At 27.1% G+C, this 14,087-nt stretch carries 15 protein-coding genes; 12 read left to right on the top strand and 3 right to left on the bottom strand.

Annotation, left to right across the window (positions count from 1 at the left end; genetic code table 11):
* The first annotated feature begins 11 nt into the window (after positions 1-11).
* From tatB to NY022_RS00135, 7 genes are all read left to right on the top strand, one after another.
* Positions 12-434: a Sec-independent protein translocase protein TatB gene (gene tatB, locus NY022_RS00165; protein WP_267523005.1), complete on the top strand. Its 423-nt coding sequence runs from the start codon at positions 12-14 to the stop codon at positions 432-434.
* Positions 427-1,146 (top strand): twin-arginine translocase subunit TatC, encoded by a 720-nt coding sequence (tatC, locus tag NY022_RS00160; RefSeq protein ID WP_267523004.1) that lies wholly within the window; start codon positions 427-429, stop codon positions 1,144-1,146. The genes tatB and tatC overlap by 8 nt, the downstream gene beginning before the upstream one ends.
* A gap of 2 nt (positions 1,147-1,148) precedes the next feature.
* On the top strand, positions 1,149-2,159 hold the full coding sequence (gene queA, locus NY022_RS00155) for a tRNA preQ1(34) S-adenosylmethionine ribosyltransferase-isomerase QueA (RefSeq protein ID WP_267523003.1): 1,011 nt from the start codon (positions 1,149-1,151) through the stop codon (positions 2,157-2,159).
* A 9-nt stretch (positions 2,160-2,168) separates the two neighbouring features.
* Complete coding sequence (locus NY022_RS00150; RefSeq protein WP_267523002.1) at positions 2,169-3,308, top strand: hypothetical protein; 1,140 nt, start codon at positions 2,169-2,171, stop codon at positions 3,306-3,308.
* Between the two features lie 108 nt (positions 3,309-3,416).
* Positions 3,417-4,412: a hydrogenase expression/formation protein HypE gene (gene hypE / locus NY022_RS00145; RefSeq protein WP_267523001.1), complete on the top strand. Its 996-nt coding sequence runs from the start codon at positions 3,417-3,419 to the stop codon at positions 4,410-4,412.
* Positions 4,412-4,759 (top strand): hydrogenase maturation nickel metallochaperone HypA, encoded by a 348-nt coding sequence (locus NY022_RS00140; RefSeq protein WP_267523000.1) that lies wholly within the window; start codon positions 4,412-4,414, stop codon positions 4,757-4,759. The genes hypE and NY022_RS00140 overlap by 1 nt, the downstream gene beginning before the upstream one ends.
* A gap of 30 nt (positions 4,760-4,789) precedes the next feature.
* On the top strand, positions 4,790-5,476 hold the full coding sequence (locus NY022_RS00135; protein ID WP_267522999.1) for an NYN domain-containing protein: 687 nt from the start codon (positions 4,790-4,792) through the stop codon (positions 5,474-5,476).
* Positions 5,477-5,502: 26 nt separating this feature from the next.
* On the opposite strand, the gene ald is transcribed toward NY022_RS00135, so the two are convergent.
* Together ald and NY022_RS00125 are read right to left on the bottom strand one after the other, a co-directional pair.
* Positions 5,503-6,615 carry an alanine dehydrogenase gene (ald, locus tag NY022_RS00130; protein ID WP_267522998.1) on the bottom strand — a complete coding sequence of 371 codons (1,113 nt, stop codon included), beginning with the start codon at positions 6,613-6,615 and terminating at the stop codon, positions 5,503-5,505.
* A gap of 111 nt (positions 6,616-6,726) precedes the next feature.
* Positions 6,727-7,668 carry a homoserine O-succinyltransferase gene (locus NY022_RS00125; protein WP_267522997.1) on the bottom strand — a complete coding sequence of 314 codons (942 nt, stop codon included), beginning with the start codon at positions 7,666-7,668 and terminating at the stop codon, positions 6,727-6,729.
* A gap of 122 nt (positions 7,669-7,790) precedes the next feature.
* On the opposite strand from NY022_RS00125, the gene NY022_RS00120 reads away from it, so the two are divergent.
* The 4 genes from NY022_RS00120 (at position 7,791) to NY022_RS00105 (ending at position 12,472) form a co-directional block, all read left to right on the top strand.
* Positions 7,791-9,071: an O-acetylhomoserine aminocarboxypropyltransferase/cysteine synthase family protein gene (locus tag NY022_RS00120; protein WP_267522996.1), complete on the top strand. Its 1,281-nt coding sequence runs from the start codon at positions 7,791-7,793 to the stop codon at positions 9,069-9,071.
* Positions 9,072-9,510: 439 nt separating this feature from the next.
* Positions 9,511-10,272: a phage portal protein family protein gene (locus tag NY022_RS00115; protein WP_267522995.1), complete on the top strand. Its 762-nt coding sequence runs from the start codon at positions 9,511-9,513 to the stop codon at positions 10,270-10,272.
* Complete coding sequence (locus NY022_RS00110) at positions 10,265-11,428, top strand: phage minor head protein (protein ID WP_267522994.1); 1,164 nt, start codon at positions 10,265-10,267, stop codon at positions 11,426-11,428. The genes NY022_RS00115 and NY022_RS00110 overlap by 8 nt, the downstream gene beginning before the upstream one ends.
* A 153-nt stretch (positions 11,429-11,581) precedes the next feature.
* Positions 11,582-12,472 carry a phage tail tape measure protein gene (locus NY022_RS00105; protein ID WP_267522993.1) on the top strand — a complete coding sequence of 297 codons (891 nt, stop codon included), beginning with the start codon at positions 11,582-11,584 and terminating at the stop codon, positions 12,470-12,472.
* Between the two features lie 102 nt (positions 12,473-12,574).
* Here the strand turns inward: NY022_RS00105 and NY022_RS00100 are convergent, their stop codons facing one another.
* Positions 12,575-13,411 carry a biotin synthase gene (locus tag NY022_RS00100; RefSeq protein WP_267522992.1) on the bottom strand — a complete coding sequence of 279 codons (837 nt, stop codon included), beginning with the start codon at positions 13,409-13,411 and terminating at the stop codon, positions 12,575-12,577.
* A 43-nt stretch (positions 13,412-13,454) separates the two neighbouring features.
* Here NY022_RS00100 and bioD point away from each other — a divergent pair, with 43 nt between their 5' ends.
* Positions 13,455-14,048 carry an ATP-dependent dethiobiotin synthetase BioD gene (gene bioD, locus NY022_RS00095; protein ID WP_267522991.1) on the top strand — a complete coding sequence of 198 codons (594 nt, stop codon included), beginning with the start codon at positions 13,455-13,457 and terminating at the stop codon, positions 14,046-14,048.
* Positions 14,049-14,087: the final 39 nt, after the last annotated feature.

Here is a 14,087-nt window from a genome sequence, read left to right as displayed (position 1 = left end):
TAATGAGTCTAATGGAGATTGTAATTATTTTAATAGTTGCGGTTTTGGTTTTAGGTCCAGAAAAGTTACCTAGTACCATCATTGAAGTTGCTAAGTTTTTAAAAGCTATAAAAAAACATGTAAATGAAGCAAGAGCTAGTATAGAAAATGAAATAAATATAAGTGAATTAAAAGATGAAGCTAGAAAATATAAAGAAGAAATAGAAAAAGCTAATAATAGTATTAGAAAAAAACTTAGCTTTGAAGAATTTGATGAGATAAAAAATACACTCAGTGATTTTGAAAAAGATGCTAATAATGCTATAAATAATACGATAAATAGTATAAATAATACTGATATAAATAATGCTGAAAAACAAAATGAGAATTTAAGTATTAATGAAAATATTTCAAAACGAGAACAATTTTTAAAAGAAAAGAGCGAAAATGTTTGAAGAATTAAAACCACATCTAGTTGAATTAAGAAATAGATTATTTAAAAGCATTGTAGCTATTGTAGTCGCATTTTTTGTTTGCTTTTCTATTAACGATATCATACTTGATTTTATATGCCAACCATTACTTGATGTTATGCCAAAAGGTTCAAAAATAATTTTTACAAAAGTTCAAGAACCATTTTTTACTGCTATGAAAGTTTCATTATTTGCTGGATTTATAGTATCTTTACCTGTTATTTTTTGGCAATTTTGGCGTTTTGTTGAACCAGGTCTTTATGAAAATGAAAAACGCCTAGTTATTCCTTTTGTTATAAGTGCTACAACTATGTTTATTTTAGGAGCAGCTTTTTGCTATTATTTTGTAACACCTATTGCTTTTGGTTTCTTAATCAATTTTGGAGCTGGAAGTTATGAAGCACTTCCTAGTATAGCAGAATATGTTAGTTTTTTCACAAAACTTGTAATTGCATTTGGTGCTGGATATGAACTACCGGTGGTTATATTTTTTCTAGCAAAATTAGGACTTGTAGATGATAAAACATTGTTAAACAATTTTCGTGTTGCAATACTCATAATCTTTATTTTTGCTGCAATTATGACACCACCTGATGTATTTTCACAATTTTTAATGGCTATACCTTTGATAGGACTTTATGCAATTTCAATTCTAATAGCAAAAAAAGTAAATCCAACAGAAAAAGATGATTAAAAATGAATGATATAAGCTTAAATTCTTATGATTACGAACTAGATGATGAGTTAATTGCAAAATTCCCAGCAGATCCAGCTGATAGTGCTAAATTACTAGTATATTATAAAAATACTCAAGAAATAAAGCATCATTACTTTTATGAGTTACCTAGCATACTCCCTGAATGTGCCATTATTTTTAATGATACTAAAGTTTTTAAAGCTAGAATTTATGGACAAAAAACAACTGGTGCAAAAATAGAATTATTTATTAATAAAATATTAGCAAATAATCAATTTTTAGTTCAAATTAGAGGTAAAGTAAAAGAATTAGATGAATTAATATTTAGTGATATAAAAGCAATTATAAGAAATGTTTTTAATGATGGAACTAGACTAGTTGAATTTTATAAAAATAATACAATACTAAGCACAAATGAAATTTTAAATTTTACTCAAAAATATGGACATACACCACTGCCGCCTTATATTAAAAGAAGCGATAACAAAAAAGATGAAGAAAATTATCAAAGCATTTTTGCAAAAAATATAGGTGCTGTAGCTGCTCCAACGGCCTCATTGCATTTTACTAAAAACTTAATGAGTAAATTAAAAAATTTTAAACAAGCATATATAACATTACATGTAGGAGCTGGGACATTTGCTAATGTAGAGCATGAAAATATTTTAGAACATAAAATGCATAGTGAATATTATAATTTAAGCAATGAAGCTATAAATTTAATAAATAGTGATATTCCACTGCTTGGAGTGGGGACTACAGTTACTAGGACGATTGAGTATTATGCTAGAACAAAACAAAAAAATGGAGAATGTGATTTATTCTTACATCCATTAAATAAACCTATAAGACAAAATTATTTATTAACTAATTTTCATTTACCTAAGTCTACACTTATAATGTTGGTAGCGAGTTTTATAGGAAGAGATGAAACTATGCGAATATATAAAGAAGCTATCGATAAAAAATATAAATTTTATTCATATGGCGACGCTATGTTAATAATATAAAGGATAAAAATGAAATATTTAATATTGTTTTTAATGTCAAATATGTTATATGCTAACAATAAAATTGACTTTTCAAATAGCGATACAATTTTACTTTTTAGTGTTTTAAGCTTGATTATATTATTATTAGTGGCATATTTAGTTGTATTAAAGTTAAAATTAAAAACAAAAAAAATAAACATATTTGATATAAAAAATTATAAAAATATTAATAATACAAATAGCGAAAAATTGGCAATATATTTTGATTTGCAAGAAGTATTTTTATATTTTTTTAAAACTTTAAACTACGAAGCTAGTGTAAGAAATAATATAATTTTAGTTCAGCAAGATATGATGGTGTTTGATAGAAATAATAATAAAAAACAACCTTTAAGATATTTTTTAGGTGACTACACTGATATAATAAATGCTATATGGCTTGCTACTGATTTAATTAATCAAAATGTTGAAAACGAAACTATTTTTATAGAAATTAAAATTGAAAATTTAATTGAAGGTAGAACCATTTTGATGATAGATATAGGATTGTGTGGAATACTTGATAATAAAAAAACCGAATTATTCAAAAATTTTAAAAATCCTAAAAATTTATTTATTGGCGAACAAATTAGTAAATTTAGAAATATAATAAATAATATAAATGATGCAAAATATGTTATAAAAGACTCAACTCAAAGAATAAATGATGCAATATGCATAAGCATTCCTTTAGTTACTGCAAAAAATATTGATTTACTAGATGTAACACCTAGCAATAAACTACAAACATTAATAATTCACAATAACCAAGATGTGGCAAAAACCATAGTATCAAATTTAGAAAGTTTTAACATAGGTTGCATACATAATCAAACCATACACGGATTATTAGATAAAATTGAAGATGGAGTTAATTGTGTTTTTAGAGCAATTTTTATAGATGCATTGCAATTAAATTTATTAAATGATGATGAATTAAATACCTTAATTAAAAATCAAGAAATTCATTGCTTTAAAATAATAGTAATACTTAATAATCACAAAATACCTGATAACATAGAAAATGTAATTCAATATCTAGAATTTTTACCTATACCTTACACAATAGATAATATACGTTCAATAGTAAATATTATAAAATCCCAAGAAGAAAAATTATTAGGATAAATAAAATAAATATTTAATTTATTCTTACATTTTGTGTAATATCAATATTCACTAATTAATAGTTATAATTAATTATTTTTCTATTAATAATATAACAAAGGAAATAATATGAATGATGAAGTTTTGCTTAGCTATGGTGGCGGTGGCTTTGAAATGAATGAGTTTTTAAATAATTTTGTATTAAAAGAAATTTATGCTGATAACTCTCAAGGACTTAGTGAAGATGCTGCTGTTTGTGATGGTTTTTCAAAATTGGCATTTTCTACTGATAGTTTTGTTTTAAGCCCAATTTTTATAAATGGTGCAAATATAGGAAAAATTGCTGCTTGTGGTTCAATCAATGATGTATTAATGATGGGTGCTATGCCAAAATATTTAACATTAGGATTAATATTAGAAGAAGGATTTAGTCTTAATGAACTTAAAATAATTTTAAATTCTCTAGCTAATACTGCGAAAGAATTTAATGTCAAAATAAAATGTGGAGATTTAAAAGTAGTTCCTAAAAATAGTGCTGATAAAATTTATATAAATACCACCTGTATAGGAGATGCTAATGGTTTTAAAGCTAATTTTTCTACTTCAAAAATACAAGAAGGCGACATTATAATTTTAAGTGGTGATATAGGAAGACACGGAGCATGTGTAATGGCTGCTAGACAAGGCTTTGATTATGATATCAAAAGCGATGCAAAATGTTTATTTAATGAAATTAAAGATATATCAAAATATAATGTAAAATGTTCAAGAGATGCTACTCGTGGTGGTATATCTAGTGTATTAAACGAACTTTGTATTGGCTCTGGTTTTGAATTTATAGTAGAAGAAAACTCTATTGCTATTAACGATGGAGTAATGGGACTTTGTGAATTATTAGGTTTTGAAGCTTTAGAATTAGCAAATGAAGGAACATTTATTTGTATTGTTGATAAAAACGATAGCGAAAGCGTATTAAAAGAATTAAAAAAATATAATGAATTTGCGAACATTATAGGTGTAGTTAATAAAAAATCTAAAAATCCTAAAGTTATTTTAAATAATAATTATGGTGGAGCTAGAATTTTAAATATGCCAAAAGGCGAATTATTACCAAGGATTTGTTAATGCATGAAATGGCTATAGTAAATAATTTATTAAACGAATGTGAAAAAATAAGGATTAAAAATAATGCAAATAAAATAACAAAGGTTATCATTAGTATAGGTAGGTTATCAGGTGTTGAAGCTCACTATGTTAATGAAGCTTTTATTGCTTTTACTTCTGATAAAAATTCTAGCTATTATAATTGCAAATTAGAAATTATTCATCAAGATTTAGTTCTTCATTGTCGTGATTGCTCTAATGATTTTAAACAAGAAAATAATGAATTTAAATGTAAATTTTGTAATTCTTTAAAATTAGATATAGTATCTGGAGAAGAATTAATTTTAGAAAGAGTAGAATTAATGTAAAAATTAATTTTTATTTAATAAGGAAGTATTATGTTTTATGAAAATTTAGTTTTAATAGACTTAGAAAATGTCAATTTTGATTATGTTATAAAAAATATAGATAAATATAAGGAAGCTAAAATTTACGCATTTGGAGATTTTAGTAAATTCAATCTTGATGGAAATCTATTTTACGAACATAAAATTCATCCAATACAAGTTTATCATCAAAAAAATAAGAAAAACGATGCGGATTTTGTATTGCTAAGATATGCCTACCAAGAAATTTTTACAAATTTAGGACTAAAAAACATAACATTATTTTCAGGTGATGGTGATTTTTTTGATTTAGTTATGTTTGCAAAAAATAAAAATATGAATGTAGAAATTTTAAGTAATAACAATATAAATATAAATTTAAAAGATAATGTAATGTCCAATAATATAAATTCTAATAAAAAGAAAATAAATATTAATAAAATAGTAATTGATTTTGAAAAATTTAATACTTATAATGAAAAATTATTACTACATACATTTTTAGAACTTTTATCAGCTAATGTTTTAGATTCAAATTACGATATTGATAAACAAGTACTGTTTAATAATTTCAAAAATAAGCATAAAAATAACAAAAAAGATTCTTTACATAATTATTTTCCAAATTTAAATAAAACTAATCTGAATATCAAAAAATTACTACATAATTATGGTTTAGAAAATATTAAAAATGAATAAGATGATTAAAAAATCATCTTATAATTTCAGTGTTCTATGAAAGTTTTTGGCTCAGTATATGTAATATTAAACGCCTTAGCAACACCTTCATGAGTACAATGTCCCTTATATGTATTTAAGCCATATCTAAGACTTTCAAAACAAGTAATCGCTCCTATTACTCCAAGATTTGCTATCTTTAAACCATAAGGAGTTGTTGCATTTAGTAACGCCATAGTTGCACTCTTTGCTACAGCACCTGGCATATTACCGACAGCATAATGAATAATACCATCCACTTCATAGATAGGATTTGAATGCGTTGTAGCTTTACTTGTTTCAAAACAACCACCTTGATCAATCGCAACATCTACAATAACAGCACCTTTTTTCATATATTTTAAATGCTTTCTCTCTAATAATTTAGGCGTTTTTGCACCTGGAACCAATGCTGTTCCTATAATAACATCAGCATCTTTTATACTATCTAAAATATTTGCAATATTACTATAAAGAGTAGTTATTTTGCCATCAAAAACATGGTCAATATAATCAAGTCTTTCAGCATTTCTACCTAAAATCACTACTTCAGCACCTAATCCAAAAGCAAGTTGAGCAGCATTTAACCCTACTACCCCACTTCCTAAAATTACAACTTTACCTTTTTTTACACCTGTTAAACCACTAAGTAACATCCCGTTACCACCATAAGTTTTTTCTAAATATTTACAACCTTGAACAACAGCTAAACGCCCTGCAATAGCACTCATAGGAGCTAAACAAGGTAATTTATTATTTTCTTGTATTGTTTCATACGCAAAAGCGCTTATTTCTTTATCTAACAACATTTTTGTCAGTTTTTCATCAGCAGCAAGGTGCAAATATGTATATAAAATTTGCCCTTTTCTAAAAAATTTATATTCTTCAGGAGTAGGTTCTTTCACTTTTATAATCATCCCTGCTTTTTCAAATAATTCTTCTTTACTTACTATTTTTGCTCCAGCTTTCTCATAATCTTTATCGCTTATATCAATACCAACTCCAGCACCTGTTTCAATCAAAACCTCATGTCCATGATTAATATATTCCATAACATCAACTGGTATTAGACCAACACGAAACTCTTGGTCTTTTACTTCTTTAGCACATCCTATTATCATTAAAATCTCCTTGTAATTAAAGGTAACATAATATACAAAAAAATAGAAATCATAGTAAAAATTGTGATAATTTTGTAACATTTTTAAATATTTGTTACAAAATTACTCATATTAAGAAAAAGATTCAGTTTTTTCATTAATTTTAGATAAATCATATTGTGTAGCTTGATATACATAATAATTTAGCCAATTAATATAAATACAATTTGAAGCAGCCCTCCAAGTAAGTAGTGGTGCATTATTAGGATTATTATCTGGATAATAATTATATGGTATGCTTGGATTTAATCCCTTATTTAAATCTCTTTTGTATTCACTATCTAAAGTATGTCTAGAATATTCAGGATGACCTAAGACAAATATAAGCCTACGATTTTTACTAGCTATCAAACATAACCCTGCCATATCACTCTTAGATAATATATCTAAATCTTTACAATTTATAACTTGTTCTTCGTTAATACTTGAATTTCTTGAATGTGGAACTAAAAAAACATCATCCATCCCTCGTAATAATGGCTCCTTTTTGTCACAAATACTATGCCAATATACACCACTTAATTTATGTTTTAACGCTATTTTTTTTATACCATAATGATGATAAAGCCCTAACATTGCACCGTAACAAATATGAAATACACTATAAACATTAGCCCTACTCCACTGCAAAATTTCTCTTAATTCATCAATATATTTAACCTCTTCAAATTCTAAATGTTCTATAGGTGCGCCTGTTATTATCATTCCATCAAATTTTCTATGCTTTATCTCATCAAATACAACATAATGACTATTTAAATGGCTTTGTTCTGTATTTTTGCTATTATGAGATTTTATCCTTAAAAGCTCAATATTTGCTTGAATTGGTGAATTTGATAACATTCTTAATAATTCTAATTCAGTATCTTCTTTAACAGGCATTAAATTTAAAATTAATATTTCAAGTGGTCTAATATCTTGACTACTAGCTCTTAATTCATCCATTACAAATATATTTTCATTTTCTAATAATAATTTTATTGCAGGTAAATTTGTCTTAATATTCAATGGCATTTATACTCCTAGTTACTTTTTTACACTAATTTTTAAAAAATTAATAAATTAATTATAAAAATACTAAATTTTATTAACTATTTAGCTAAACTATCGCTTATTATTTAACAAAGGAGTAATAAATGTATCAATTAGAAACAAATTGTATTCACGGAGGGTATTCACCTAAAAATGGCGAAAGTAGACAAATCCCTATTATCCCATCTACTACTTTTAAATATGAAAGTACAGAACAAATGGGAAGATTATTTGATTTAGCTGAGAGTGGATATTTTTATTCTAGAGTAGGAAATCCAACTTGTGATCATGTAGCAGCTAGAATAACAAAATTAGAAGGTGGAGCAGCTGGAATTTTAACATCTAGTGGACAAGCTGCTATTTTTTATGCTATTGTAAATTTATGTAAAGCTGGAGATCATTTAATATGTACAAATGAAGTATATGGCGGAACTTATAATTTAATAGCAGTAACTTTAAAAAAATTTGGTATAGAATCAACTTTTTTAAGCGTGAATAGCACAAACGATGAAATAAAAAAAGCTATACAACCTAATACAAAGCTAATCTATGCTGAAACAGTATCAAATCCTAGCTTAGCAATTCTTGATATAGAGCGTTTTGCTAAAGTTGCACACGAAAATAATCTACCTTTAGTAATTGATAATACATTTCCTACACCAATTAATTGCCAACCAATAAAATATGGAGCTGATATAGTAATTCATTCAGCTACAAAATATTTAGACGGACATTCAAGTTTAATATGTGGTGTAGTTATTGATAGTGGTAAATTTAATTGGGAATGCGATAAAGTTCGCTTTGCTGAACTTTGCGAACCTGATGAAAGTTATCATGGATTAATATACACTAAACAATTTGGAAATATTGCTTACCTTGTTAAAATGATAGTTCAATTAATGAGAGATATTGGTGCTTGTAATAGTGCAAATAACGCTTATATGCTAGGAACTCATATTGAAAGCTTACCACTTAGGATAAAAAAACATTCTGATAATGCTTTAGCTGTAGCTAAATTTTTAGAAGGTGATAAAAGAATCAAAAGTGTAAATTGCCCTATGTTGCCTAGTTCAAAATATTACGATTTGGCTAAAAAATATTTACCTAATGGAATATGTGGTGTTATTAGTTTTGAATTAAACGCTAATAAAGAAAAAACTATTAAATTCCTTGATTCTTTAAAGCTAATTAGTATAGCAACGCATGTAGCTGATGCAAAATCTTGTGCTCTACATCCAGCAAGCCATACACATAGACAATTAAGTCCTGTAGAATTAAAAGCTGCTGGTGTTAGCGAAGGATTAATTAGAATATCAGTTGGAATAGAAAATGAAAATGATATAATTAGTGACATAAAACAAGCACTTGATATAGCTTTTTCTTAAAAAAATTGACAAATTAAGGTTTATCACTTAATTTGTCAAAAATTGGCTTTAATATCCACTCAAACAACTTAAAAAATTCAACTTAATACATATTAAATTTGCTGTACTAAAAAATTATATTGTTTTATAAAATCTTAAGTATATGCTTTTTTGATTAAATTTATATTTTACTAATTATACATACAAAACATCACATAATAAGGTTTTAAATAAATTTTAAAAGACATATAAATTAATATTAATTTGTGTTTTTATTATTTATAAAATAATATAAAATTTAAACACAATATTATAACACAACTTTAAGTTATTAAAAAATATAATAAAAAGTAAAAAATGAAAGAATTATAAATAAGTATATAAGAATTAAACTCATAAAAAAAGATTAATATATTTTAATTAATAGTTTTTTTCGTATGTATTCTTGCAACCTTACTAAATGCTTAGCGGTGATACAGCTGTAATTGATGTGGATGAAGAAATATCACTAATTCAACCTACAAGCACGCAAAGCGATTTTCATAATCTTGTGAATTTTCTTGATAATTGCATTCGCTCTGTAATTTTAGGTGGTAATTTATCATCTCAAGTTGAAGGTGGAAGCTTCGCAGCTGCTGAAACCCACAATGATGTTAGAAAAGATTTAGCAAATGCTGATTTAAACTTACTTTTATTTGTAATAAATAAAGTTTTAGAGCATTTTAAAGAGATAAATAACTATCAAGGCGAATTGTATGCAGAACTAGAACCTATTAACGATATAAAAAGCGAACTAGCTCAGCGTGATAGCATAATTTATAATATGGGTTTTGATTTTGATGAAAACTATATAAAAGAAACTTACGGGGTTAGTGGAACTAAAAGAGATATAAGCTTAATGTATGCAAATAATCAATCTACACAAACCAAATTTACACCATTACAAGATGATTGCAACAGCGTTTCAAAAGCCTTTCCAAACGCAATAAATAAACCAATTGATAATATAGATGCTTTAACTTCAAGTAATGATTTTAGTGCAATTAGTGATGATTTAGATAAGGATTTACAAGAACAATTTTTAAAAGTCCTTGAAAACTCAAATTCTTATGAAGAAGCTATGAATAAGCTACTTAGTCAAGGTATAAAACAAGACAAGCTAGAAAACATAATGGCTCAAGTTTTAACAAATATTAGTTTAAAAGGCTTAAGCGATGAATGATTTAAGCAATATTTTTAAACTAAGTCCTGATGATGTGATTAAATACTTTGATGGTAAATTACCTAAAGATTATGATTTAGATAAACTTCGCTTTAGTGCATATAATCGCACATTTTTAATAAGTGGGATAAATGAAATTGAAACACTTAAAAGAATGCATAGCATACTTAAAAAAGCTTATTTAAATGGCACAAGTTTTAAAGATTGTGTAGAAGAGCTTAAAAACGCTAGTGGCTTACATAAAAATCATTTAAGAGTTGTTTTTAATCAAAACCTAAGACAAGTATATAGCTTTGCTAGGTATGAAAAACAACTAATTAGCGATAAGCCTTACTTAAGATATGTAGCAATTATGGATAATAGGGTTAGGGATAGCCACAAAGCCTTTCACGGACTTATTTTACCTAAGGAGCATTCTTTTTGGCGTAACAATTACCCGCCTAATGGCTGGGGTTGTAGGTGTAAAACACAGGTTTTAAGTCTTGATGAAGCTAAAGCACTTGGCTATAAAGAAAACGCAAAAGATAAAAGAAGTTCATTAAATGCTGCTGCACGTGGGTTTGATAATAATCCAATTGAGCCTAATAATGCTTTATTTAATGTTTTAGTTGAAAAAGTAAAAAGCGTAGATGAGAGCCTTAGAAAACAAGCTCGTAGGATTATGAATAATGCCTATACAGATTATATAAAAAGAGAAAGCTTATATAAAGAGCTAAAAGCTAGTTATGATGAATATAAGCCTAAATATGAAGCCTTTGTAAAGCAAAAGTTAAAAGAGTTAGGTACAACAAATCCAACACAAAAACAAAAAGATGATATAAACGAGGCTTTTAAAAAGAAAATAAGCATAATTACTGAAAATCTAAAAGCTAAAGATAAAAGAGAACACGCATTTATAGAAGTAGCTAAATTAAATGGAGCTAGTGTATTTTTAGATAAATATCAAATAGCAACACATTTAAAACATACTGAAATAACTCCACTTGATTATACGCTAATAGAAAGAATTATTAAAGAAGGTAGCATAGATGTAAAAGAAAGTAAGAAAAAAGGTAAAACCATTATACATAGTATTTTAGGTAGAAGATATAAACTTGTTTTAAGACCTGATAAAGGTAGGTACCTAGTGGATAGTTTAAGGTTTGATGATGAGTAAGGATGTCAGGGTAGGGAAAGCTAACTAATGTAAGGCTGATTAGACCTTTTAAAGCTTTAGTCAAGACCCAACCTAAACTACAAGCCCCTTTTTTGCGTCAATCACACACAAATTAAAGGGCATTATAAATAAAACAAACTTAAGGAGAGCTTAATGGATATGCAGTTTGGCTTAGGGCTAAAGTTAGCCTTAGGCGGATTTGATAAGCTAAAGACCCAGCAAGAAAGATTAGAAAAGCTAGGTAAAATTGCAAAGCTTAGCACTGATAAAATGAATAATCTAACAAAAAGCATAAATAAGCTTAATAATTTAGATATAAAAGCTGGACTTGCTAAAGAAAAACTACAAGCCTTTAAAGATGATTTAACTAAAAACATAGCTAAGGCTGGAGCATTAGCCGTGCCTGTTAAATTAGCTGGAGATTATGAGAGTGCATTAGCTGATTTTAATAATGCTGCTAAGCTTGATAATGCAGGGCTAAAAGATATGAATGAATACTTTTTAAAGCTTAGTAATCAAGTAAATATTAGTAGTTCCGAATTAGCAAATCTAGGGCAAAACATAGCAAAAATGGGTGTTCCTAAAAACGATTTAAAAGAGTATTTAAACACAGCAAGTAAGCTTCAAATGGCATTAGGCTTTAGCACCGAAGAAACTAATAATATGCTAAATACTTTAAATACTCACTTTAAACTAAATAGCAAAGATGCTTTAAGTTTTGGAGATGAAATATTTACACTTAGTAATAAATTTAGTGCAAGTGCTAAAAGCATAGCACAGCTAACAAGTAAAATAAGTGCAAATGCAAAAATGTTTGGGCTTAGTGCGAATGAAAGTGCCGTTTTAAGTGCAGCATTTTTGCAAGTTGCAAAAGATGAAGGACAAGCAGAAAACTCTATAAATAGTCTAAATGAAAAGCTTATGAATATCACAAGTCTTGGCGATAATGTAAAGCAAAGCTTGGCAAACTTGGGTATGGATGCACAGCAGATAGAAATCGGTATGAAAATAGACCTACATTATGGTAGTGAAAAAATATATTGATTATAAAAACATTAAAATAAAATTTTATAGTATATAAAATTCAAAAAAGTATTTTCAAATCACCAAAATATTAGGATAATTATATCCTAATATTTTGGCGTTTTAGCAACTCTTAGCTACTTCATAGCCACTTTTTAAGATGAGTTCTACATCTTTATGTTTTTCTTCGCCTTTTGTAGTTAGATAATCTCCTAGCACGATAGCGTTTATCCCTGCTTCAAACATAGCTTTAAAATCATCTTTAAATGCAAATTCTCTACCACCTGCAGCCATTAGTCTTGTATTTGGTAGTTTTTCTTTTGCAAGTTTTATTATATTAATAGCTTCTTCTTTGGTGATTTCTTTAGCCTTGATTTTTAAAGCTTCATTTTTTATATAAAAATTAATTGGACTTGTGTGCGGCTTTAAAGTCGCAAGAGCGTCAAGTAATTCAGCTCTTTGCTCATCGCTTTCGCCTAAGCCAAAAATCCCACCACAGCAAATGCCAAGCCCAGCATTTATAGCGTTTTGATTAGTTTCATATCTTTCTTCATAAGTATGAGTTGTGCAGATATTTTTAAAATTGCTTTTGGCGGTTTCTAGGTTGTGATTGTAACTATCTATTCCATACTCTTTTAAAAATACTAAATCCTTATAACTAGCTCTTCCATTGCAGCCAATTAGGTGTAAATGTAAGCCACTTTCTTTAATAGCACTTGCTGCTCTTGCAATAAAATCTAGCTTTTTACTATCAATTCCACGACCAGAAGTAACAAGGCAAAATCCTAAAGCACCAGCTTCACTAGCTATTTTTGCTTCGTTTAAAATAGTATTAATATCCTTATAATCATAAGTTTCAATGCCTGTATGATAGTGCTTACTTTGAGTACAATACGCACAATCTTCGCTACAATTTCCACTTTTTACATTGCAAATTGAACATAAAAATATTTCATTCATAATAACTCCTTAAAATAAAAAACATTTTAATAAAGGAAAGATAATGTATATATGTGGAATTCATACTGATGCTGGAAAAAGCCACTTAGGTGTAGCATTATGCAAAGCTTTTGGTTTTTCATATTTTAAATTAATTCAAGCCGGTAAAGAAAGAGATGCTGATATCATAAAAAAATATTCTTCAAATACTAAAATTTACGATGATGGAATGTTTTTATACACACCTGCATCACCACACTTTGCAATGAAAAATGATGAAATTTATTATTCAATGGATGATATAAAAGTCCCTAATGATAATAATTTAATAATAGAATTAGCCGGTGGAATTTACTGCCCTATTGACGAAAACAATACAATGCTTGATTTTATGAAAAAAAATAAAAAAGATGTAATTTTAGCTAGTCGTTATTATTTAGGTTCAATTAATCACACGATTTTAACTATAAAAGCCTTGCAAGAAAACGGCTTAAATATCGTTTGTGTGGTCATGATAGGCGAAATTATACCATCAACTGATGAATTTATAAAAGAATATACTAATGTAAATTTAGCACATTTAGAATATTTTAACGAAAATAATATTGAAGAAAAAATAAAAAAATTTAAAAAAGAAATAGAAAAATACTTACATTAATTTTTTAAATTTAAAAAATAAGTAATATAATCTATAATA

The organism is Campylobacter sp. MG1 (assembly GCF_026616895.1).
Taxonomy (GTDB): domain Bacteria; phylum Campylobacterota; class Campylobacteria; order Campylobacterales; family Campylobacteraceae; genus Campylobacter_E.
The sequence above is the reverse complement of the archived record's forward strand: the minus strand, read 5'-3'. Positions and strand labels throughout refer to the sequence as shown.

Coding starts and splice junctions, on each gene's coding strand:
- tatB (WP_267523005.1), top strand. CDS start 12: ATGGAGATTGTAATTATTTTAATAGTTGCGGTTTTGGTTTTAGGTCCA.
- tatC (WP_267523004.1), top strand. CDS start 427: ATGTTTGAAGAATTAAAACCACATCTAGTTGAATTAAGAAATAGATTA.
- queA (WP_267523003.1), top strand. CDS start 1,149: ATGAATGATATAAGCTTAAATTCTTATGATTACGAACTAGATGATGAG.
- NY022_RS00150 (WP_267523002.1), top strand. CDS start 2,169: ATGAAATATTTAATATTGTTTTTAATGTCAAATATGTTATATGCTAAC.
- hypE (WP_267523001.1), top strand. CDS start 3,417: ATGAATGATGAAGTTTTGCTTAGCTATGGTGGCGGTGGCTTTGAAATG.
- NY022_RS00140 (WP_267523000.1), top strand. CDS start 4,412: ATGCATGAAATGGCTATAGTAAATAATTTATTAAACGAATGTGAAAAA.
- NY022_RS00135 (WP_267522999.1), top strand. CDS start 4,790: ATGTTTTATGAAAATTTAGTTTTAATAGACTTAGAAAATGTCAATTTT.
- ald (WP_267522998.1), bottom strand. CDS start 6,615: ATGATAATAGGATGTGCTAAAGAAGTAAAAGACCAAGAGTTTCGTGTT.
- NY022_RS00125 (WP_267522997.1), bottom strand. CDS start 7,668: ATGCCATTGAATATTAAGACAAATTTACCTGCAATAAAATTATTATTA.
- NY022_RS00120 (WP_267522996.1), top strand. CDS start 7,791: ATGTATCAATTAGAAACAAATTGTATTCACGGAGGGTATTCACCTAAA.
- NY022_RS00115 (WP_267522995.1), top strand. CDS start 9,511: ATGCTTAGCGGTGATACAGCTGTAATTGATGTGGATGAAGAAATATCA.
- NY022_RS00110 (WP_267522994.1), top strand. CDS start 10,265: ATGAATGATTTAAGCAATATTTTTAAACTAAGTCCTGATGATGTGATT.
- NY022_RS00105 (WP_267522993.1), top strand. CDS start 11,582: ATGGATATGCAGTTTGGCTTAGGGCTAAAGTTAGCCTTAGGCGGATTT.
- NY022_RS00100 (WP_267522992.1), bottom strand. CDS start 13,411: ATGAATGAAATATTTTTATGTTCAATTTGCAATGTAAAAAGTGGAAAT.
- bioD (WP_267522991.1), top strand. CDS start 13,455: ATGTATATATGTGGAATTCATACTGATGCTGGAAAAAGCCACTTAGGT.